The organism is Nonomuraea sp. B5E05 (genome assembly GCF_039880665.1).
GTDB lineage: Bacteria > Actinomycetota > Actinomycetes > Streptosporangiales > Streptosporangiaceae > Nonomuraea.
Window position 1 is genome coordinate 197,817 of record NZ_JBDPMJ010000016.1, and the last position, 22,081, is coordinate 219,897.

Below are 22,081 nucleotides of genomic sequence, written 5' to 3' on the forward strand. Positions count from 1 at the left end.
GAGGAAACGCATCATGTTCGCCCGCTCCATGACCGCGCGGACCCTGCTGGCGGTGACCGTGGGGGCAGCCGTCCTCACCGTCCCCGGCCCCGCCGCAGTGTCGTCCGCCGAAGCGTCGTTCGCTCAGAGTCCGCCACCACGGATGCCCTCCACGGCCGGCGGCTCGACGCCGGCCGTGCTGCCCACGGTCAGGGAGGCCGCCGACGGATTATCCGGGCACACCGTCTACCGCCCGGCCGATCTCAAAGCGTTGCGCAAGGGCAGCTTGCCGGTCATCGTGCACGGCAACGGCGCCTGCGCGACGAGCAACCTCGAAGGGATCACGTTCCTCACCGGTCTGGCCTCCCAGGGGTACATCGTCGTGGCCAACGGCGGGGTGGACGAGTTCCCCGTCCCGAGCACCCCCGACCAGACGACGGCGCGCCCTGAGGCGCTCCTCGCGGCCGCCCGCTGGGCCACCGAGTCGAAGCGGGCCCGCAAGCAGTTCGACGGACGGGTGGACACGACGCGGGTCGGCGTGCTCGGCCACAGCTGCGGCGGCATCGAGGCCCTCGCCGCCGGGACCGACCCCATGATCGACGCGGTCGCCGGATTCAACACCGGGTACTTCGCGGAGCCGAGCTTCGGCGGCTACGGGCGCGACCGGCTCGCCGACCTGCACACTCCCACGCTCCTGGTCGACGGCGGTCCTGACGACGTCGCCCATCAGAACAGCATCGAGAACTACGCCCTGCTCGACGTTCCCGCCGTCCTGGCCAGTGACGCGGCGGCCGGCCACGTCGGCCTGATCGCGGGACTGCAGGCGACCATGGGCTGGCAGGTGGCCGCGGACTGGTTCGACTACGTCCTGCGCGGGGACCGGGCCGCCGGGGCGCGCTTCGTCGGCCCCGACTGCGGACTGTGCACCGAGGACGGCTGGACGATCGAGTCGAAGGGACTGCCGCTGTGACCCGCCGCCGAAAGCTCGCACGCCTGGCCGCCGTGGCGACCGTCGCCACGGCGACCACCGTCGGGAGCGGAACCACCGTCGCGGCGATCACCGTCAGCGGTGGAACCGCTGACACGGTGACGGCCGCTGCAGGGAGTGGAACCGTCGGCGCGACGGCGGCCGCCGGCGGGAGTGAAACCGTCGGCGCCACCCCCGGCAGGCCCTCCGGCGGGACGCGGTGCCTGCCGGACTCTCCCGCCCACCCCAGCTGTGTCAGCGGCACCCTCGATGACGGCACGCCCTACGAGTTCGTCGTCCCGGCCCGCTGGAACGGCACGGTGGTGGTCGCCCTCGACTTCGCCGGTTCGGGCCTGGACGAGCCCCTGACCGCGCGGTTGCTGGCCGACGGCGTGGCCCGCGGGGGGACGAGCCGGGCGATCACCGGCTGGGACATCCGGTCCGCCATCGACAACCAGGCCGAAGCGCTGGCCCGTTTCGAGCAGGCCTACGGCCCGGCCCGCAAGGCGATTGCCTCCGGGACCTCGATGGGAGGTTTCGTCGCCGCAGGCGCCGCGCAGGTCCACCCCCACGCCTTCGACGCGGCCGTCCCGATGTGCGGCGGACTGGGCGGGTCCGTCGCTCAGTGGAACCAGAAGCTCGACACGCTCTTCGTGCTCGAGCGCCTGATCGCACCGGGGCTGCCGGTCATCGACATCCCGGAGGACGTCGAGTCGGCCAGGAAGGCGTGGATCGACGCCCTCGCCGCGGCGCAGCAGACTCCCGAGGGCCGGGCCCGGATCGCACTGGCCGCCGCTATCGGCCAGCTGCCCGCCTGGGGCCGAAACCCCGACGGGTCCACGCCGCCGCCTCCGGACAGCAGGGACGCGGGCGCTCTGGAGCAGGGCGCCTACCTCGCGCTCGCCGGCGGGCCCCTGCCCTACGTCGGGCAGGCCATGAGCAGCCGGCGCCAGATCATGGCGGTGGTCGGCGGAAACCCGTCCTGGAACACCGGCGTGGACTACACGAGGCAGCTGCGCCTGGCCGATCCGGCCCTCCGGCGTGCCGTCGGCGGACTGTACAAGGCGGCAGGCCTGGAACTCGCGGCGGACCTGAGGAACCTGGCCGCCGCGCCTCGCATCGCGGCGGACCCGGACGCCGTCAAGCGGTTCTCCCGCGGCATCGTCCTGGACGGCGAACTGCGGATACCCGTGCTGACCCTGTCCGGCACCGGTGACCAGATCTCCACCGTCGCCCAGCAGCAGTCCTACGGAGAGAAGGCGCGCCGGGCCGGCGCGAACTCCCTGCTGCGCCAGACGTACACGGAGACCGTCGGCCACTGCGACTTCTCGACGGCGGAGCAGCAGGCCGCGCTGACGACGATGCTCGACCGGCTGCGGAGCGGTCACTGGCCCGCGACGTCGGCCCGGGCGATGAACGCCCGAGCGGCGGCGCTGAGGGCCGACCCCGCCCCTCGGTATGTCTCGTTCAGCCCGCCCCGATTCAACCGGCCCTACCCGCGCTGAGCCGCACGGGCCGCTGCCCGAGCGTCAGTGAACGATGGCCAGCATCACGTCGGAGGCCGAGGGACGTTCGTCCGGGCGCTTGTTGAGGCAGGCGCCCACGATCCCTCGTAAAGCGGGCGGCAGCGGCGACAGATCAGGGTGAATCGTGAGCACCCGGTTAAACACGGCAGGCACCGTGTCCTCCCCGAACGCGGGCCGGCCCGTGGCCGCGAAGATGATCGTCGATGCCCAGCTGAACACGTCGGAGGCCGGGCCCACGGTCTCTCCTGAGAGCTGCTCGGGCGACATGTAGGGCGGCGTGCCGACCATCTTCCCCGTCGTCATGGTCACCTGGTCGAGCGCCTTGGCGATGCCGAAGTCGATCACCCGGGGGCCGTCGTGCCCGATCAGCACGTTGCTCGGTTTGAAGTCGCGATGGACGATGCCCGCCTTGTGGATGGCCGCCAGCGCCCCGGCCGTGGCCAGCGCCAGCCGGGTCAGCCCGTCCTCGTCGCGCGGCCCATGCTTCTTGACCAGCTGCTCGAGCGACGGGCCTTCGACGTATTCGCTGACGATGTAGGGGTGCTGGCCGGAGATGCTCACATCGAGCAGGCGGGCCGTGGAGAACGTCGCCACCCGCCGGGCCGCGTCCACCTCCCGCGCGAACCTCTTCCGCGCCATCTCGTCGACCAGGTCATGCAGCACCTTCACCGCCACCCGCGCCCCGTTGGGCGCCGTCGCCAGGTAGACCGCCCCCTGCCCGCCCCGCCCGAGCTCCCGGAGCACCCGGTAGTGGCCGACCCACTCGGGTTGCCCGGGACGCCGCCGATGCGGCGGGCTGGGGGAGGTGGTGCGCTTGTGCACGTCCATCGGCCGGTGTGGAGGAAGGGGCGTCGCTCTGAGGCGGGCGCGCACCATGTGGGGCACGAGGATGCCCGCGTGGATGACCCCTCCGCCCCAGCTGAGCAGCAGCCCCAGCGTGACCAGAACGGCCAGGGGCTCCGGGACGTCCTCGAAGTCGGCGTACGCGAGGGCCGAGATCGTGAACGAGCCGATGCCGACGAGGTAGACGCACGCGGCGACGAAGTGCCAGACGTTTCGCAACCAGTAAGCCGCGAACCCGATGCTGAACGGGGTCGCCAGGCCGCAGGTGAACAGGGGCAGGCAGGCCCACAAGACGGCGGCCGCCCACCTCCCGCCACTGGGACGGACTGAGTGGCTGTGTTGCATGGCGGAGAGACTATCGTTCAACTACCGGTTCATATCGGGCGAGTGCACAGGTTGTGGATAACCGCCTCTCAGCCTGTGGATAGCTGTGGAAAAACTGGGGACAATGCTCTGGCTCATTCACCTGCGAGGCCAAGTGCGTCATGATGTTGAACATGGGGCGGATACCGGGAGTCGGACTGGCAAAAGGGCTGTCCATCACCCTTCGCCACATGCTGCGTAAATCGGTCACGCAGCAGTATCCCGAGGTCAAGCCTGCTCTACCACCGCGGAGCCGGGGCGTTATCGCCCTGGTTGAGGAAAACTGCACCTCTTGCATGCTCTGTGCCCGAGAATGCCCAGATTGGTGCATCTACATCGACTCGCACAAGGAGACGATCCCGGCGCCCGAGGGCGGCCGCGCCCGCCAGCGCAACGTCCTCGACCGCTTCGCCATCGACTTCTCCCTGTGCATGTACTGCGGCATCTGCATCGAGGTGTGCCCGTTCGACGCCCTCTTCTGGTCGCCGGAGTTCGAGTACGCCGAGGGCGACATCCGCAACCTCCTCCACGAGAAGGACAAGCTGGCCGCCTGGACCCAGACCGTACCTCCGCCTCCCGCCCACGACCCCGGAGCCGAGCCACCGAAGGAACTCACGGCCGCCCCGCGCCGCCCGGCCGCCGACCGCGCCTCCCGCACCGCACCGTCCGGCAGGCAGCCCACCGCACCGGATCCCGCAGGCACAGTGGATCCCGCGCCCGCCCGACCGAAGCGCGCGGCCGGTGCACGTGAGCCCGGCACGAGCACGCCAACGCCTGAGAGCGGGCGGTCGTCCGGCACGTCAGCCTCGGTGAGCGGAGCAACGCCCGGCACGTCGGACCCCTCGCGCGGCGCGTCCGAGCCCTCCGCCGGAGCCACCGACGAGAGGTCCGTGTCCGGCACGCCGGAGCCGGACACAGACGCGTCCACGACAGGCCCTGCGGCACCATCACGGCCCGCCGGCGGTCGCGAGCGTCCCCGCCGATCAATGGCCGACGTACGGGCCATCCGCCCCCCTGGAGCCCTTCCGTCCGGCGCTCAGAGCGACGCTCCAGCCGAAGGCCATGACCCGGCGGACACCGGCGGACCGGCGGCTCCCCCGACCGGCCCTGAGAATCCCGAGCCGGAATCGGCGGAGGACACCGGACGCTCCACAGACCGCTCCGATGGGCCGGAGGCTCACCCTCAGGGACCGGATTCATCCACAGGCCAGCCGTCCTCGGACACGTTGTCCACAGCTTCGAGCCACCCGCAACCCGAGCCCGGCTCGCCGGAGCAGACTTCACCCGCGAGCCCCCGCAAGCGGAAGATGGCCGATCCACGGTCCATCCGTCCGCCTGGGCGGCTCGGTCCTGACGACACAAGGGAGTCCGAGGAGGAGTCGTGACCGAGGCGGTGCCCTCCTACCTGTCACCCACCGGGCAAGAGATCGTCTTCTTGCTGCTGGGCGCGGTAGCGGTCGGATCGGCGCTGCTCGTCGTCACGACGAGGCAACTCGTTCACGCCGCCCTCTGGCTGGTGGTCTGCTTCGGCGCGCTGGCCGGCGGCTATCTCGTGCTGACGGCGGAGTTCGTGGCATGGGTCCAGGTCCTGATCTATGTCGGCGCGGTGGTCGTGCTGATGTTGTTCGGCATCATGCTCACCCGCGCTCCCATCGGCCCTTCCGCGGATCTCGACAGCGGCAACCGGGTGGTCGCCGCCGTGGTGGCGGTGGCGACGGCGGCCCTCCTGGTCACCGTGGTGATCGACGGCTTCCGCACCGCCTACGCCCCGCTGCACCCGGGCAAGGGAGCCGCCAAAGAGCTGGGCGCCAGCGTGTTCGCCACCTGGGTGCTGCCTTTCGAGGCGCTGTCCGTGCTGCTGCTCGCCGCGTTGATCGGCGCGATCGTGTTGTCCCGCACCGACATTCCCGGCGGCCCACCCGCCGAGCCCGCGAGCGCTCCGCCCCCCGGCCGGCCAGGAAACTCCCCGCCTCCGAGCAGCCTTACGGCCGACTCTGAGAACACGTCGCCGTCCGACCAGACCATGGGCAGCACGCCACCCGAGCAGACCGGGGGTCATTAGTGCACATCGTCTACCCGGCGGTCGTCTCCGCGCTCCTGTTCTCCGTGGGCGTCTACGGCGTGCTCGCCCGGCGCAACACGATCCTGGTGCTGATGTCGGTCGAGCTGATGCTCAACGCCGTCAACCTCAACCTGGTCGCGTTCGACGTGTGGCTGGGCGACCGCCTGCACAGCGGTCAGGTGCTCACCCTCTTCGTCATCGTCATCGCCGCCGCGGAGGTGGGCCTGGGCCTGGCCATCATCCTGGCGCTCTACCGCAACCGCCGCACCGTCGACATCGACCACCTCCGCGACCTCGCCGAGCCCGCCGACGACCCCGACCGCCCGCAGACCGTGCCGGCCACGCCCACCGCCGGCCCGCAGGCCGCGCCGGGCACGCCCACCGGCGACGGACCACGGACTGCTCCACGCACGTCCACCGACCCGCGAGGGGGCAGGCGATGACGACTTTCCCCCTGCTGGCGGTCCTGCTGCCGTTCCTCGCCGCCTTCGCGGGCCTGCTGCTCTCCCGCCTGCCCCGCAGCCGAGGACCGGCAACCGAAGACCTCAGGGCAGGAGCGGCGGGCGCGCGGGCGAACACCAGGGCGGCCTGGATCGCCGTCCTGCCCACGGCCGCCTCCGCCGTCCTGGCCATCGGGCTGGCCTGGGGCCCGGGGTTCGCCTTCCTCAACGGCGAGGGCGCGACCACATCGCCGCCCACCGGCCAGACCTACGGCACGATCGTCACCGGCGGCGTGCCGATCTCGCTCACCCTGCAGGCCGACAACCTGTCGGGCATCCTCGGCGTCCTGGTGACCCTCGTCGCCCTGGCCGTACAGACCTACTCGGTCGGCTACCTCAAAGACGACCCGCGCTACCCCTCCTACAGCGCGTTCATCAGCCTCTTCACCAGCGCGATGTTGCTGGTCGTCTACGCGGGCGACCTCCTGGTCCTCTACGTGGGCTGGGAGATCATGGGGCTCTGCTCCTACCTGCTCATCGGCCACTGGTGGGAAGACCGCGGCAATTCGCGCGCGGCGGTCAAGGCGTTCCTCGTCACCCGCCTGGGCGACGTCGGCTTCCTCTTCGGCATCTTCGTGCTGGGCCTGGCCGCGGGCAGCTTCCGCGTCGCCGACGTGCTGGCGAAGGTGCCGGAGATGTCGCCGGCCACCCTGGTGACGGCCACGATGTTGCTGCTGGCCGGGGTGGCGGGCAAGAGCGCCCAGGTGCCGTTGCACACCTGGCTGCCCGACGCGATGGCCGGTCCGACGCCGATCAGCGCCCTCATCCACGCCGCGACCATGGTCGCCGCCGGGATCTTCATCGTGGCCCGGCTCTTCCCCGCGTTCCTGGCCGCCCGGCCCACGCTCGACGTGCTGGCCGTCATCGCCGCGCTGGGCATGCTGGGCGCCGCGCTGGCCGCGCTGGCGCAGGACGACCTGAAACGTGTGCTCGCCTACTCCACGGTCAGCCAGCTCGCCTACATGGCCGGCGGGCTCGCCGCGGGCTCCGACACGTCGGCCGTCTTCCACCTGGTGACGCACGGGGCGTTCAAGGCGCTGCTGTTCCTCTGCGCGGGCGTGGTCATCCACCACGTCGGCTCCAACCTGATGTCGCGGATGGGTGGCCTGCGCCGGGAGTTGCCGGTCACGTTCGTGGCGACGACGATCGGGTTCGCCGCGCTGATGGGCCTCCCGCCGGCCAGCGGCTTCTTCAGCAAGGACAGCCTTCTCGTGGCGATGGACGGCGCGCTCACGACCGGGGTCCTCACCGACGCGGCCGCACTGCTCCTGTACGCCTGCGCGCTCGCGACCGTGGCCGTCACCGGCGCGTACGCCGCCAGGGCCTGGCTCCGTACGTTCTTCGGCGAGGCGACACCCGCGGCGCTTCCCGAGCCCGAGCCCGGCACCGCCCACGTCGTGGACGGCAGGGAGGCCCCGCGCTCGATGCTCGTGCCCGTCGCCCTGCTCGCCCTTCCCGCCCTGCTGCTGGGCTTCGCCGTCGAGCCGCACCTCGCCCTGGGCGTGGCGGCGACCAGCGTCGTGCTCGCCCTGCTCGGGGCGGGGGCGGTCTACGCGTTCTGGCGCATCGACCCCGGCGCCGACCCGGCCCGCCTGCTGGGGCCGTTCCGGGTGCCGTGCGAGCGGGCGTTCTACGTGGACGGCCTCTACGCCGCGCTCTTCGTACGCCCGGTCATGGTGCTGGCCAGGCTCGTGGTCAGCACCGACGACCGGGTCGTGGACGGCGCGGTGCGCGGGGCGGGCAGGTCGGCGCGTGGCCTGTCAGGAGCGCTGAGATTCGCCCAGAACGGCAACGTGCAGCTCTACGTGAGCGGGCTGCTGGCCGGTGTCCTGCTGATCGCGGTCGGGGCGGTGATGTTCACATGATGGGCTGGCTTCCCGTCGCGCTGCTGGCCGTGCCGCTGCTCGGCGCGCTCCTGCTGATCCTCGCGCCGCGCGCGCTCCGTCCCCATCTGCGCGCGTACGGGCTGGTCCTGTCCGGCGTCACGCTGGCGCTGGCCGTGCTGCTGGTGGCGGCGTTCGACTACGGCCGGGCGGCGCGCCCGCAGTTCGAGATCGACCAGCCGTGGATCGCCGGGCTGGGGCTCCGCTTCCACCTCGGAGTCGACGGGATCTCGCTGCCGCTGGTCGCGCTGACGGCCCTGCTGACGTTCCTGTGCTTCGTCTACCTCTGCTGGGGCCGCGCGCGGGCCGGCGAGCAGCTCATGAGAGCGCGGCCGAGAGCGCTCGTGTTCACGCTGCTCGTGCTCGAAGTCGGCATGATCGGCACGTTCCTCGCCCTCGACCTGCTGCTCTTCTTCGTGTTCTTCGAAGTCGTGCTCATCCCGATGTATTTCCTGATCGGCATCTGGGGCGGCGAGGGGCGCAGGGCGGCGTCGGTCAAGTTCATCCTGTACACCCTGCTCGGCTCGGTCGTGATGCTGCTCGGCCTGCTGCTCGTGTGGGCGCAGACCGGCACGCTCGACATCGAGGCGCTGGCCGCGGCCCACGGCGCCGGCATGGCGAGATCCGTACAGATCCTGGCGTTCGTGGCGATCGGGGTGGGCCTGGCGGTCAAGACGCCCATGTGGCCGCTGCACACCTGGCTGCCCGACGCCCACACCGAGGCTCCCACGGTGGGCTCCGTGCTGCTCGCCGGGGTGCTGCTCAAGATGGGCACGTACGGCTTCGCCAGGATCGCCATCCCCATCCTTCCCGAGGGGGCCGCGGCCGTGGCGCCGTGGCTCGGAGCGCTCGCCGTCGTCGGCATCGTTTACGGTGCCCTCGCCTGCCTGGCGCAGCGCGACCTCAAGCGCATGATCGCCTACTCCTCGGTCGGCCACATGGGCTTCGTCCTGCTGGGCTTCGCCACGCTGACCCCCGTGGGCATCAACGGCGCCCTCTTCGCCAACGTCGCCCACGGCCTGATCACCGGCCTGCTGTTCTTCCTGGCCGGGGCGGTCAAAGACCGCTACCACACCGCCGACATGCCGTCGCTGGGCGGCGGCCTGCTGGCCACGGTGCCCCGGCTGGGTTCGGTGCTCACGTTCGCGTCGATCGCCTCGCTCGGGCTGCCAGGCCTGGCCGGGTTCTGGGGGGAGATGCTGGCGCTGTTCGGCGCCTTCCAGCCGGCGAACGTCCTGCCGCGCCCGCTGTTCCTCACCTACATGGTGATCGGCGGCCTGGGCGCGGTGCTGACGGCGGCGTACTTCCTGGTCATGTTGTCCCGCGTCACCCACGGTCGCCCCGCCCGCCCGGCGGAGCGGGTCCTCCAGGGCGCGGGCGGTCCGTCACCGGGCGGGGGCACTCCGGACGCACCGGATGGCGACGCCCATGACACCCCCGACGAGCGCCCGGCGGCGCCGCTCGCCGTCGGCGGCCGGCCGGCCGAGATCAGGGATCAGCCGGACGACGTCCGTACCCACGAGCTGCTGGCCTGGACGCCGCTCGTGGTGCTGATCCTGCTCTTCGGGCTCTGGCCGGGCCTCCTGCTGTCGCTCACCACCCCGGCCGTGCAGATCCTGCTGGGAGGCGCCTCGTGATCCAGCAGATCGACTATTTCGTCATCGCGCCCCCGCTGGTGCTCGCGCTGGCGGCCGGCCTGGTGCTGCTGCTCGACGCGTTCCTCCCGGCCCGCCCGCGCACGAGGGGCGTGCTGGGGCTCGTCACGCTGGCGGGCGTGCTGGTCTCGCTGGGCTTCGTGGTCGCCCAGGCGGCCGGGGGCGGCACGCCGCGGTCGACGTTCTGCGTCCCGCCTCGCCTCGCGGACCCGGCGACGGCGCAGTGTTCGTTCGTGGCCGACCGGTTCACGCTGGTGTTCGCGGGCATGGTGCTGGTCGCGGCCGTGGTCGTCGTGCTGTTGTCGATGACCGAGCTGGCCGGCGGCGGCATCCCGGTGGGCGAGTGGTATTTCCTGCTCCTGTGCACGTTCGCCGGCGCGGTCACCCTGCCGGCCTCCCGCGACCTGATCATGCTCGTGGTGGCGCTGGAGCTGGTCTCGCTGCCGGTCTTCGCCCTCACCGCGCTCAAACGCTACGACGGCCGCTCCTCAGAGGCCGCGGTGAAGCTGTTCGTCGTGTCGGTGGTGTCGACCGCCGTCATGCTGTTCGGGGTCTCCCTGCTGTACGGCATCGCGGGAACGGTCTTCCTGTCCCGCCTGGAGGCCGTCTTCGGCGGTCAGGTCCAGGCGCCCGGCGTGGCGCTCGTCCAGGGCGAGCTGCCCGCGGTCGGCACGGTCGGCGTCATGTTCGTCGTGGCGGGATTCGCGTTCAAGATCGCCGCCGTGCCGTTCCACTCCTGGGCGGCGGACGTCTACCAGGGCGCGCCCGTGCCCGTGGCCGCGCTGCTCTCGGTCATCTCCAAGGCGGCCGGGTTCGCGGGCCTGATCCTCGTACTGGTGGCCGCGCTGTCCGGGCAGGCCGCCACGTGGGTCCCGATCATCGCGATCCTCGCCGCGCTGACCATGACCGCGGGCAACCTGCTGGCCCTGCGCCAGCGCTCGGCCGTGCGCCTGCTGGCCTGGTCGTCGGTGGCGCAGTCCGGCTACATCCTGGCCCCGCTCGCCGTGACGGTCACCGCCGACGGCGTCACCGCGATCGGCGCGTCCATGGCCTACCTCGTGATCTACGCCGCGATGAATCTGGGCGCGTTCGCGGTCGTCATGCTCGTCTCGAAGACCACCACCCGCAACGAGCTCGACGACTACCGCGGGCTGGTGTTCCGCCGTCCCGCCGCCGGGCTCGCGCTGGCGTTCTGCCTGATCTGCCTGGCGGGGCTCCCGCCGGGGTTGGCCGGGCTCTTCGCGAAGGTGTTCGTCTTCCGCGAGCTCGTCGAGGGCGGCTCCGGCTGGCTGGCGCTGGTCATGGCGGTCAACACCGTGATCGGCCTCTACTACTACGCCGTCTGGACGGCGCGCCTGTTCGCCGTGGCCCCAGAGCCGGAGCTCGTGCCGGAGCCCGCGTCGCGGCGCACCTTCCCGGCGACCCTGCCGGCCATCGGGATCGCCGTGGCGGTCGCCGTGCTGTTCTCGGTCGCGCCGCAGCTGGTTCTCGACGTCACCGCTCTGTCCGCGTTCGGTTGACGCACGATGACACGCGGGTGAAAGGTCGCGCTCTGCCTTCAGTTGAGCACGCCGGGGAACGAAGCACCGGGTCATCATCGTTGGACTGAGGTGAACCCAGGCACGAGAGGGGGAGCCTTGCACCACAACGGTCTGCGCACCGCCGTTCTGCTCGGCGGATTGTCGGCGTTCATTGTGGCGGTGGGCGCGTGGTTGGGCGGCGGCACCGGTGTGCAGGTGGCGCTGGTGCTCGCCCTGGCGACCAACGGCGTCGCCTACTTCTTCTCCGACCGCATCGCCCTTTCGGCCATGCGCGCCCGGCCGGTCGGCGAGGTCGAGCACCCTACGCTCTACCGGATCGTCCGCGAGCTGTCGACGCAGGCCAGGCAGCCGATGCCGCGCCTGTACATCTCGCCGACCGTGCAGCCCAACGCGTTCGCGACGGGGCGGAGCCCGCGCAAGGCCGTGGTGTGCGTGACGTACGGACTGACCCAGCTGCTCGACGAGGCGGAGTTGCGCGGTGTGATCGGGCACGAGCTGTCACACGTGTACAACCGCGACATTCTCGTCTCCTCGGTGGCCGGTGCGCTGGCCACGATGATCACTTGGCTCAGCTATGTGGCCGTGTTCTTCGGCGGGTCGGATGACGACGAGGGGCCGGGTTTCCTCGGCGCGCTGCTGATGATGGTGCTCGGGCCGGTCGCGGCCGGAATGGTGCAGATGGCGATCTCGCGCGCGAGGGAGTTCCAGGCCGACGAGTCGGGCGCCCGGCTCACAGGCGACCCGCTCGCGCTGGCCTCGGCGCTCCGCAAGATCGAACTCGGCGCCCGCCGCCTCCCACTTCCGGAGAACAGCCGCCTCACCTCGGCCTCCCACATGATGATCGCCAACCCGTTCAGCGGCTCCGGCTTCGGCCGCCTGTTCTCCACCCACCCGCCCACCTCCGAGCGAGTTGCCCGACTTGAGCGCATGGCCGGATATCGTCGTTGACGATGGGCCGATTTCCACGATTGACCAAGGCGGAGCGCAAGCTCTGGGACGCCTTCCCCATGGGCCGGCTCGTCGAGTTGGGCCCGTTGGACATCAGTGCCGGCCGCCCGGCGGGGACGAACGCGCCCACCGACGGCCACACCTGGGGCCCCGACCGTACGATCAGGGCCGAGGTGATCACCCGGCTGCTGCTCGGCGCCCGTGACGACGGTGGGGGCGCCGCGCCGGCCCTGCGCCTGCGCGGCGCCAGGATCACCGGCCGGCTGTCGATCGTCGGCGGCACGATTCCGTACGAACTCATCCTGAGCGGCTGCCATCTGGACGAACCCATCCAGCTCACCGGCTCCGCCACCCGCACGATCCGCCTGACCGACTGCCACTTCCCGGGCCTCAGCGGCGGCGGCATGCGGGTCGCAGGACACCTCAGCCTCTCGGGCTCCCACATCACCGGCACCGTCCGCGTGAGCCGGGCCCAGTTCGAGAGCGGCCTGTGGCTGGGCGGCACCAAGGTGGTGTCCGACGACGGCGAGTGGGCGCTCTACGCGAACTCCATCGTCGTCGACTCCGGCATGTACATGCGCAACGCCGACCTCACCGGCGGCGTCAGCCTGGTCGGTTCCCGCCTGAACGGGGGATTCTTTCTCGACGGCGCCACTCTCCGCAATCCCGGCAAGGACGCCCTGACCGCCGACAACATGGTCGTCGAAGACAGCATGCGCTGCACCGGCGGATTTCAGGCAACCGGCTGCGTACGGTTACGCGGCGCCCGCGTCAACGGCACGCTCGCGTTCGGCGGCGTCCTCAGCAGCCCCGACACCCGCTACGCACTCCACGCGAGCCACATGGAGGTTCGCGAGCTGTCCCTCGCACCGTCGGAGCCCATCGACGGCGTCGTCACCCTCGCCCACACCACGGTCGGCACCCTGTACGACAGCCCCGACACCTGGCCGGACAAGCTCCGCCTCAACGGCCTCACGTACGACCGTCTGCGCGGTTCTGGCGTGGCCCGGCGCATCGAGTGGGTGACGCGCGACCCGGAGGGGTTCCGGCCGCAGCCGTACGAACAACTGGCCGCGTGGTACCTCAGCGACGGCAACGACGCGCTCGCCCGCCGCACCCAACTCGCCAAGCTGCGCGCCAGGCGGCAGACTCAGGGGCTGGGCGGCCGGATGTGGGGACGGCTGCTCGACGCCGCCGTCGGGTACGGCTACCGGCCGTGGCTGGCCGGCATGTGGTTCACGCTCCTGCTGGCCGTCGGAACGGTCGTCTTCGCACTCAACCCGCCCAGGGCCCTCAAACCCGCCGAGAGCCCCGATTTCAACCCGTTCGCCTACAGCTTCGACCTGTTACTCCCGATCCCGGCGTTCGGGCAACGGGAGATGTTCGACCCGGCGGGCTGGACGCAGTGGCTCGCGTACGGGCTGATCGTCTGCGGCTGGATCCTGGCGACGGCGCTGATCGCGGGCGCTACGCGAGTCCTCCGCCCGCAGTGATCTTCCGCAGGATCTCCGCGAGATTCCCGGGGAAGAACACCTCGCGGGTGCTCTCGAGCTCCGCCACGCTCCACCAGCGGTAGGCGGTCGTCGTGTCCTTCTCGATCTGCTCCATGTGCTCGAACGACACCGCCGCGTCGGATCCGACCCTGATCGCGAAGAACGTCTGATCCTGCGTGATGGCGTAGTCGGACCACTCGAACTCGATCACGCTGGATCCGTACGGACCGGTGAACTGACTCACATCCGCCCGGATCCCGACCTCCTCGAACAACTCCCGCGCCGCCGCCTCCTGCAACGTCTCGCCGCCCTCGGCGGCCCCGCCGATCGTGAACCAGAACGGCTGATCAGGGCGAGCAGGATCGAAACCGTGAAGCAGCAGAACGCGATCCTGATCATCAAGGGGCAGGGCACGTGCCGTGAAGCGGCGCAGGGGGATCTTCGTCACGACAACCGAGCATAGGCGGGCCGGACCCGAGGCACAGGCGGGGCAACGCCGCCCTCGTACGAGAACGCCGCGCCCGGCCATGTGCCCCGGATGCCCCTCAGCCACCTCCGGAGCCGTCGCGGTTCCACGCCCGCGAACTAGCGGTAGTTGACGAACTGCAGGGCGATGTCCAGGTCCTTGCCCTTGAGCAGCGCGATGACGTCCTGAAGGTCATCCTTTTTCTTCGAACTGACCCGCAGCTCCTCACCCTGAATCTGCGCCTTGACCCCCTTCGGCCCCTCATCGCGGATCATCTTCGAAATCTTCTTGGCGTTCTCCTGGTCGATGCCCTCCTTCAGGGCGACCATCAGGCGATATTCCTTGCCCGACAGCTTGGGCTCGCCCGCATCGAGAATCTTCAGCGACAGGCCCCGCTTGACCACCTTGTCCTTGAACACGTCGAGTGCGGCGTTGGCCCGCTCCTCGCTGTTCGCCTTGACCTCGATGTTCTCCTGCCCGGACCAGCTGATGGCCGCCCCGGTGCCCTTGAAGTCGAAACGGTGCCCGAGCTCCTTGACCGTCTGGTTCAGAGCGTTGTCGACCTCCTGCCGGTCGATCTTGCTGACGATGTCGAACGACGAATCAGCCAAAACACCCATCCTCTCTAGCTGCGAAAGCACTCTCCGGATCCCGCCGGCACGGCGTACGCCAAGGCGCGGACCCAGCGCACGAGCCTAGCCAGCATCGGCCCGCCATGCAGGCCCCCAACCCGTAGCTCCCCACGCAGGTTCACGCGGCGCGTCGCCACGGAGGCCCACGCCGGCGTGACCACGGAGGTTCATGCACTCGCGGTGAACACTTCCCCGACCCTCTCGGGAGCGTCCCCACGGCCCTGCCGAAAAACATCCCGAGGCCCTTCACGGAGCGCCGCGACGGCCTTCCCGGAGGCGTCCCGACACGACACGGCCGCGTACGGAGGATGTTGCACGCGCCGAAGGACCGGCCAGTGCCTGTGTGGCACGCGATCAGGACCCGGCCCGGGACAAACCGGTGTCACGTACACCTCGGAAGTCCGCTATCCTTCTGTCTGTCGCCGCGAGAGCGGAAGACACGGCAGGTTGCCCGAGTGGCCAAAGGGAGCGGTCTGTAAAACCGTCGGCTCAGCCTACGCAAGTTCGAACCTTGCACCTGCCACCAGCAGTAAGTGCAGCTCAGAGGCCCTACGGGGCCTCTTCTGCATTTCAGAGGTGTGCAGCCAGATGCAGCCCTGAGCGGCCGTTTGTCGGTGGTCACGGGATATACGCGGGATGGATCCGGGGGCGTTCCCCCAGGTCGATGCCCATGATCCGGAGTATGCGCGGGATGACGCGGCCCTGCAAGGCCGAAAGGCCCCGGGGAAAGCCGGAGCCCTTCGAATGGTGCTGTTCGTGATCTCATGCGGTCAGTACGTCCGCGATCCGCTGGTTGACGATGTCCTCCTGGCCGTCGATGCACTTGGCGTAGACGCGGAGCAGGACATCCACCCCGTGGCCGGCACGGGCCGCCACCTCCGGAGCCGGTACGCCGCCATTGAGCCACAGTGAGACGGCCGCGTGTCGAAGGTCGTAAGGTCGCCGGGCGAGCGGTGAGGCGACCTGGGCGGGCGTGAAAGCCAGGGCGCGGGCTTCCTGCCAGACCTCGGTGTAGGCCGTCGAGGCGACCACGCCGCCGCGCTCACTGCGGAACAGCCGCCCGTCAGGAGCGACGCCGAACTCTTCGATGTGTTGCCGAAGGATCTTGACCAGTTCCGGAGGGATCGGGATCCGACGGACGTCATCCTCCCCTCGATGCTTGAGCCCACGCCGCTCATGAGCGTCACCCGTGTCGGTCCACCGACGGTTTACCTCAGGGCGTGAGCCGTCGAGGGTGAGCCGTCCCCAACCCGTCGGCGGGAGGTAGCAGTCCTGCTCACGAAGACTGACCGCCTCGCCGGGCCGGAGAGCCGCGAAGTACATACAGGCGAACATGGCCATCAACCGCCGGCCTCGTCCTTTCCCGTCGCGCTGGCGCTTGCCGACGTAGGTGAGCGCCACGAGCAGTTCCCTGGCCTGACGAGGATTGACCACCACGCGCGGATCCACGGTCTCGGTCGTCTTCGGTAGCTTCCACTTGATCCGGTGCAGCGGGTTGGACGGCAGCTCTTCCAGCTCCACCGCGTACTCGAAGACGTGGTGGAGGACGGCGCGCTTCCGTCTGATCGTGTTGGCACCGGCCTGCTTGCCGTCGAGGCGAAGTGCGAGGGCGTCGAGAGCCGGGCGTACGGCCTTGGTCTCGTTGAGGTCTTCCATGTTGAGCGATGCCACCTCCAGCCAGCGGACGGCCCGCGCGATGTCGGCAGGCATAGCGCGCCGCTTGCCCTCAGGCATCAGGATGTACTGGCGCAGGGCAGTACGGAGAAGGGCAGCTTCCGGCCGTCCTGCCTTGTCCGTCGTCAGCGCCGGGAGAGCTGTCGCGAGGGCGTCGGACATGCTGTCACGGCTCTTGGCCGCCGCGTACGGCCAGCGTGCTTCGACGTACGCCTTCACGAAGTCAAGCGGCGGCGCGCCGCGCCGCCGTACGCCCCGCGCCAGCGTCCCCGCGCCGCGCTGCGGCCTGGGGGCCGGTCACGGCGCGGGCGCTGCGCAGGGCATCGCCGTAGCCGGCCACGCCGTACCCACGAAACCCATCGGCCGAGCGCCGCGCCGCCGAGTAGCATGATCGAAAGATTCGAGGTCGGAGGATCTGTACGGCAGGTGCGCGAACCTCGGTGTTAACTCTCAAGAGGGCTTTCGGGTGAACCTCCTGGTCAGACACCTGAAACTTGCTAACTTATCTGGGGCTCTACAACGGAGATGGAGCTTGAGACTCTGTGTGCCGAGGACGGTTGTCGTGAAGTCGACGACCTATACCAAGGCATGGAGGGACGTGGCTTGTGCAGTCGTTTCGATGGCCTGTAAAAAGGCTTCCGCAGATGGTGCCCCGCCCAGACTTTCCCAACGTTGGGTGATTATTATCGGCCTGTCCATAGCGGCGGCCTTCGTCGCGGGAGTTCCCACGGGGCTTGATTACGGCGAGGGAGCGGGCGTCACAACCGGGCTCGCAATCGCCCTAGCAGTCGCAACGTGGCTCGACAGGGCCATGGAGTGATCAGATCAAGGTTTGGAGACGCCTCCGGCGGGGCCTCCGACTCCGGGATGATGGTCCGACGATACGTCGAACTCGCTGATGGCTGAGGTGGAAGCCTGATCATCCCGCCCGCCATCGACCCGGGACAAGCCGAGCAGACCAGGGCCCACGGGCACCAAATCGTTCGTCCGGTGGGGCGCTCCATCTGGTACCCGTGGCCCTGGCCCGCTTCCCCTTCGGGCGGGTCGACGGCAGACGGGATGATCAGGCGGCCGGCGTGTGCTGGTCGCGCGAGAAGCCCCAAGTCGCGGGCTGATCGTCGTGCCATTAGCGTGCCATCAAAACCGGAAGGATACGTCCACGGACGATGTGATCATCAACGGCACCTCAGAGATCTCCCACAAGAGCATCTTCCCGCGCTATCAGCTTGGGAATCGCAGGGATCTTGGCTCGTAGGGGCTTTGACCTGCGTCCCCGTCTGATGATCATGCGGAACCAGTTCGACGACACGATCCATGAGGCTATCGAGAGGTTCGCTGAGCGCTACAAGTATTTCCGGGAGGTGCGGCCTGATGACTTCACGAAGCCTCACGAGGAGTACGGGCGCGGCTTCTACTCCTCGGAGACTGTCGGGGCGTGGCCGCCGTCGGGTTGCAGTTTGGGTTGCAGTTCACTGGCGTATCAGGTCGTTCGAGGAAGACCGGCGATGGGCGTTGGTCCAGATGTGGTCCAGATGGGACTCTCCGGAACGATGGCCCTCCGAGCTGCTAATGCGGTTTGGTCGCTTCGTTGGCCTGCTGCGTTTGCGATGGGCCGACAGCAAGGTGCCTCAGTATTCGAAAACGCCATGGGCGGCCACCACGTCACTTGACGCGTTCGGCCGCACCTCGGTGATGCGCTCGGCCAGCAGCAGCGCAGCGGCGAGCCCGCCCTCCGACTTGTCGCCGGCCAGCCCGAGCTCGATCCGGTCGGCCAGGTAGTCCTCTGGGATGCCGTCCTCGTCGCCGCCGAACAGCGGATCGAAGGTTAGGATGTTGCGACCGTCGGCGTAATGGTCGAAGGACGCGACCCTGTTCACGTTGACGAAGACACTCGCCGTGACCGTCCCCGCCGACAAGGGTCGCAGCACCTCGGGCAGCGTGCCAACGAAGCCGTTCGACTCGCTCAGAATGGTCCCGCCCTCGGCCGACCGGGCGCAGATGAGCCCTTCCTCGAAATCGCCTTCCTCATCATCCCCGTCGAATACGTCAATGCCAAGGCGGGCCAGTGCCTCGTGCGGGGTGAGACCGCGGACGAAGGTCGCGCAGAACGCGTCGTCATCGAGCCAGTCGTAGCCGCTCATGGGTGGGGATCCTGTTCTCGCGGGACAAATCATGGAGATGATGGCATGCGAGTCCGACGAAAAGTTGGCACGACGACCTTGAGAGACGGCACCGGGCTCCCTGCTCAGCGACACGCAGGTCCGTAACGTGGGGTCGTGCGGGACGTGACCGCGACGGTAAGACCAGCAGGTGAAGATGCTCACGACGTCTACCGGATCTTGAAATCCGGCGTCGGTGACGTCGAGGCTGGTGGCGTGAAGGGATGATCGTACCTGCCTTCGCCTCGCGGGATATACGCGGGATGATCTTCTCCGGTAGCGGACTAGCGAGAGCCGTACCCGGAGGTCAGGGGCCTGATGCAGCTAGGGACGTCGACCCGCTGTAAAACCGTCGGCTCAGCCTACGCAAGTTCGAACCTTGCACCTGCCACACCAGCGGGAATAGGCCCGTCACCAGCGGAAACGCGGTGACGGGCCTCTCGCTTTGTGTCCGGCCGTCCACGGCAGACACCGGCCGACTACGGCTGATCGTTCCCAATGCGGTTCCAATCGATCAAGGCTTCAGAAAGCTGGAGCGTTCATGCGGCGTGGGACCGATTCCACAGGTAGCGATGCTTGCGGGGCGGCACGTCGCATGAACGCGGACGCGACTCACGCGGCTCGCTCACCACGAGTTCCACGAGCACGGTGTTGTCGCTCGGCGGCGGCGCGAGCAGCTTCCTCGTGCTGGTGTTGGAGGGCATGAAAGGTCAGGAGTGCCGCCCAGACCTCGCGTGCCTGCCGGTACAGGCCCCTGGCCGTCTCCTCATAGCGGCCCGGTTCGCGGGTGGGGCGCAGGACGAGGAAGTGCCTGCCCTGGGCAGCCCATTCGTAGGCCCCGCAACACGAGGTCTCCGTGATCCGGGCGTTGCCCCGGGACGGACCCTGGTACGGCTCCCATCGCACTCGCGGCGGCTCAGGAGGTTGACTCAAGAGCCGCGCTCCTCTGGGCGTACTTCTGCAGGTAGCGGTGGACTTTGCGGCGGCTCCGCTGCCACGTGCACTTGTAGGCGAGCTGGATGGGGGAGTCGGCGACCAGCTCCGGCAGGATCCGGTAGGCGATCTCTTCGCTGGTCAGCTTGGGGAGCGGCCTGGCGTGCCATACGCCGTCGGAGTCGCGCCAGACGTAGAACCGCCTGAACGCGCCACGGAGACCAGGGTCAGACAGTGCCTCGCGAGCCGTAGTCATATGGTTTGCGTCTTTCGTCATAATTTCGGATAAGCTGTTCCTTGAAAATCTCCGCCGGTGACTGTTTGCCCACGTTAACGCTAGGGCCTCATGGCCACAAGGCTCATGGCCATATGGCCCTGTGACACTTGTCTGCCGTGATCGACTACAGCTCTGGGGTGCCGGTCTACCGGCAGGTCGCGGCTGCGATCCGAGACGACATCACGGCCGGCCGCTACCGGCCCGGAGCGTGGTTGCCCTCGGAGGCTCAGCTCTCACAGATGTACGAGGTGGGCCGCGACACCGTACGCGAAGCCCTGGCCCACCTTCGCGCCGAGGGGCAGATCACCACGGTGCGCAAGCGGGGGTCGATGGTGGCCGTTGAGCCGACCCGCGAGCCGTACCCGGTGCCGACCGGGGCGCGGGTGATCACGCGCATGCCGACGCCGGACGAGCGGCGAGAGCTGGCCACGTCTGTGGAGCTGCGGGAGTTCGGCGGGATGCCGGAGGGTGTGCCGGTGTTCGAGGTCGTGCCGGGGCCGCGGAAACATCGCAGGGTTCTGCGCGGGGATCAGGTGGAGCTGATCACCGAAGATGCGCCGCCGGGTGAGTGATCCTCGGCGGGCGGCGGTTCTGCGGAATACTGCGGCAATCTGCTGACTGGTTGGTTGTGTTATGCAGCTGCGCTGGTGAGTGCGCGAATGCCCCGTTGTGCCGATTCTGCGGATTGTGCGGACCGAGGCTGCGTGATCGAGCCTGGTAGTAGGCGCATAGCTCGGACGGTTCCATCCTCATGTACCGAGTCGGGGCCTTTCCACTTCTCATCCCATGCCTGTTCGGGCCAGCACCTGCGCCTGGCGTAAACGTCTTCGCGGTACTTTTCGACTCTGCCCGGTGTCAGTTTTCCATTTGCGATTCTTGGAGATAGGAGAGTGAAAAGATCGGTCGCGACTCCGGAGAATGCCTCCACACGCTTATTACTCAGCCGGAAGACATGGTCCGTGCCGGTGAAGGAGATGTCGAGCAACCGACCACGAAGATGAAGCGGAGTCAGATCTGCTCCATCGCCTGCGACTGACGCCGCTCCAGGGCTTCAGGTTGTTCGATGTACTCAGGCAGGTGCTGCGAGTCGAGACGTTCCAGGATGCTGCGCACCTGTTAGCGTCCACGGGAGTGGTGTACGGGTTTGAACCTGTACATCACCTTGATGCCCGTGAGGGAAGATCGATGTGACATGAGGGCGGCCACTCCGCGATCCTTCACAGCTGTCGAAGGCAAAGAAGGAGAACGAGAAGTGGCCGCTAAAGACATTCTGCCTGCCTAGGGTGAGTGGTTCGACGAGACTCTGGCCCAGGCCTCACTCGATGTGCTGCGCGAGATGGTCGTGCGGATGGCGCAGATGATGATGGATGCCGAGGTCGAGCAGCGCTGCGGCGCCGGCTACGGCGAGGTGAGCGAGCAGCGTTGCCCCCTTGGGATGAGGTGTCGTGGCCCAAGGTGGTCTTGCCGCCTCAGCCGCCGGCTTCTCCGACGGGCCAGGGCGTACGCACGGTTACTTGTAGGTCCACTCGGCCTTGCAACGATACTGACCGTCAAAGAACGTCGTGCGGTAGGTGTAGTTCTTTCTCAGCGGTACACCACGGCTGTAGTGCGTCTGGCCCGAGCCCAGGTTGACCGATTCGGATTTCATCCCGACGCCGTTCTTCAGCTCCTTGAACTCGCCTGTGCGCCCCTTGGTCATGCGGCCCCAGACGTACGTCTTGCCCTTATAGGTGCCGGTGCGGACCTGACACTTCAGTCCTGCCGGACCCGACCAGACCGTGTCAGTGTCCTTGGTTTTCACATTGCTCGCCTTGCTCGGGTCCGAAAGAACGTCGGCGGCCTGGGCGCCGGGCGCGTGCACCGTAAGCCCGACCGCCGCGGCGGCAAGGCCGCTCACGACGGCAGCGGACCACCGGAACTTGTTCTTCAGCGCTGGCTTCACGATCTCCCCCTGGGGTCGCTTTACATTGGCGGTCCCGAGCGTAGGAAACGGCGGTATAGCGACGGTATGCCGGACGACGGAGCGCTACATCCGGGCCCGCAAGCAGACCTTAGCCTGGATCCACGACGTGATTCGACCTGATCATTTTGCGGTCTAATTCCTCGACGATGGTCGGATTCGCAGGTGAGGGCGCGTTTTTGAACATGGCGAAGCCGCCGCGCGCGGGGTCGCGGCCTGT

17 protein-coding genes, 1 tRNA gene and 1 pseudogene are annotated in these 22,081 nt (G+C 68.8%); 12 read left to right on the plus strand and 7 right to left on the minus strand.

The features are described 5' to 3' along the window. The first annotated feature begins 13 nt into the window (after positions 1-13). Entirely contained in the window at positions 14-949 is a 936-nt protein-coding gene (locus ABGB01_RS28155; protein ID WP_347776531.1) for a hypothetical protein, read from the plus strand. Beyond that, on the plus strand, positions 946-2,451 hold the full coding sequence (locus ABGB01_RS28160; protein WP_347776532.1) for an alpha/beta fold hydrolase: 1,506 nt from the start codon (positions 946-948) through the stop codon (positions 2,449-2,451). The genes ABGB01_RS28155 and ABGB01_RS28160 overlap by 4 nt, the downstream gene beginning before the upstream one ends. A 24-nt stretch (positions 2,452-2,475) precedes the next feature. On the opposite strand, the gene ABGB01_RS28165 is transcribed toward ABGB01_RS28160, so the two are convergent. Continuing rightward, positions 2,476-3,660 carry a serine/threonine-protein kinase gene (locus tag ABGB01_RS28165; protein ID WP_347776533.1) on the minus strand — a complete coding sequence of 395 codons (1,185 nt, stop codon included), beginning with the start codon at positions 3,658-3,660 and terminating at the stop codon, positions 2,476-2,478. A gap of 314 nt (positions 3,661-3,974) precedes the next feature. Between ABGB01_RS28165 and ABGB01_RS28170 the strand changes: the two genes are divergently transcribed. From ABGB01_RS28170 to ABGB01_RS28205, 8 genes and pseudogenes are all read left to right on the plus strand, one after another. Continuing rightward, the gene (locus tag ABGB01_RS28170) at positions 3,975-5,063 is read left to right on the plus strand and encodes a 4Fe-4S binding protein (protein WP_347776534.1); all 1,089 of its coding nucleotides are present in this window, start codon (positions 3,975-3,977) and stop codon (positions 5,061-5,063) included. Beyond that, positions 5,060-5,740, plus strand: coding sequence for an NADH-quinone oxidoreductase subunit J (locus tag ABGB01_RS28175; RefSeq protein ID WP_347776535.1), 681 nt, complete (start codon positions 5,060-5,062; stop codon positions 5,738-5,740). The genes ABGB01_RS28170 and ABGB01_RS28175 overlap by 4 nt, the downstream gene beginning before the upstream one ends. Further along, positions 5,740-6,054: pseudogene (gene nuoK / locus ABGB01_RS28180) on the plus strand (NADH-quinone oxidoreductase subunit NuoK); the annotation flags it as partial. The gene ABGB01_RS28175 and the pseudogene nuoK, both read left to right, overlap by 1 nt. A 125-nt stretch (positions 6,055-6,179) precedes the next feature. Continuing rightward, positions 6,180-8,105: an NADH-quinone oxidoreductase subunit L gene (locus tag ABGB01_RS28185; RefSeq protein ID WP_347776536.1), complete on the plus strand. Its 1,926-nt coding sequence runs from the start codon at positions 6,180-6,182 to the stop codon at positions 8,103-8,105. Continuing rightward, entirely contained in the window at positions 8,105-9,760 is a 1,656-nt protein-coding gene (locus ABGB01_RS28190) for an NADH-quinone oxidoreductase subunit M (RefSeq protein ID WP_347776537.1), read from the plus strand. The genes ABGB01_RS28185 and ABGB01_RS28190 overlap by 1 nt, the downstream gene beginning before the upstream one ends. Then, positions 9,757-11,298: an NADH-quinone oxidoreductase subunit N gene (locus tag ABGB01_RS28195; protein ID WP_347776538.1), complete on the plus strand. Its 1,542-nt coding sequence runs from the start codon at positions 9,757-9,759 to the stop codon at positions 11,296-11,298. The genes ABGB01_RS28190 and ABGB01_RS28195 overlap by 4 nt, the downstream gene beginning before the upstream one ends. Positions 11,299-11,415: 117 nt before the next feature. After that, positions 11,416-12,267, plus strand: a complete 852-nt coding sequence (htpX, locus tag ABGB01_RS28200; protein WP_347776539.1) for a zinc metalloprotease HtpX — start codon at positions 11,416-11,418, stop codon at positions 12,265-12,267. A 2-nt stretch (positions 12,268-12,269) separates the two neighbouring features. Beyond that, complete coding sequence (locus tag ABGB01_RS28205) at positions 12,270-13,760, plus strand: hypothetical protein (protein ID WP_347776540.1); 1,491 nt, start codon at positions 12,270-12,272, stop codon at positions 13,758-13,760. Here the strand turns inward: ABGB01_RS28205 and ABGB01_RS28210 are convergent. Beyond that, positions 13,735-14,208 (minus strand): NUDIX domain-containing protein, encoded by a 474-nt coding sequence (locus ABGB01_RS28210; RefSeq protein WP_347776541.1) that lies wholly within the window; start codon positions 14,206-14,208, stop codon positions 13,735-13,737. The genes ABGB01_RS28205 and ABGB01_RS28210 overlap by 26 nt on opposite strands. Positions 14,209-14,345: 137 nt before the next feature. Further along, positions 14,346-14,846, minus strand: a complete 501-nt coding sequence (locus ABGB01_RS28215) for a YajQ family cyclic di-GMP-binding protein (protein ID WP_347617122.1) — start codon at positions 14,844-14,846, stop codon at positions 14,346-14,348. Between the two features lie 453 nt (positions 14,847-15,299). Between ABGB01_RS28215 and ABGB01_RS28220 the strand changes: the two genes are divergently transcribed. Then, positions 15,300-15,384 (plus strand) — tRNA-Tyr (locus ABGB01_RS28220). A gap of 236 nt (positions 15,385-15,620) precedes the next feature. On the opposite strand, the gene ABGB01_RS28225 is transcribed toward ABGB01_RS28220, so the two are convergent. The 3 genes from ABGB01_RS28225 to ABGB01_RS28235 form a co-directional block, all read right to left on the minus strand. After that, positions 15,621-16,751, minus strand: coding sequence for a site-specific integrase (locus ABGB01_RS28225; RefSeq protein WP_347776542.1), 1,131 nt, complete (start codon positions 16,749-16,751; stop codon positions 15,621-15,623). Positions 16,752-18,160: 1,409 nt separating this feature from the next. Further along, positions 18,161-18,673, minus strand: a complete 513-nt coding sequence (locus tag ABGB01_RS28230) for a DUF6461 domain-containing protein (protein WP_347776543.1) — start codon at positions 18,671-18,673, stop codon at positions 18,161-18,163. Positions 18,674-19,607: 934 nt separating this feature from the next. After that, positions 19,608-19,880, minus strand: coding sequence for a hypothetical protein (locus ABGB01_RS28235; protein ID WP_347776544.1), 273 nt, complete (start codon positions 19,878-19,880; stop codon positions 19,608-19,610). A gap of 137 nt (positions 19,881-20,017) precedes the next feature. Between ABGB01_RS28235 and ABGB01_RS28240 the strand changes: the two genes are divergently transcribed. Then, the gene (locus ABGB01_RS28240) at positions 20,018-20,473 is read left to right on the plus strand and encodes a GntR family transcriptional regulator (RefSeq protein WP_347776545.1); all 456 of its coding nucleotides are present in this window, start codon (positions 20,018-20,020) and stop codon (positions 20,471-20,473) included. A 938-nt stretch (positions 20,474-21,411) separates the two neighbouring features. On the opposite strand, the gene ABGB01_RS28245 is transcribed toward ABGB01_RS28240, so the two are convergent. Further along, a complete protein-coding gene (locus ABGB01_RS28245) occupies positions 21,412-21,843 on the minus strand; it encodes a hypothetical protein (RefSeq protein WP_347776546.1) in 432 nt (143 codons plus the stop codon). Positions 21,844-22,081 lie beyond the last annotated feature (238 nt).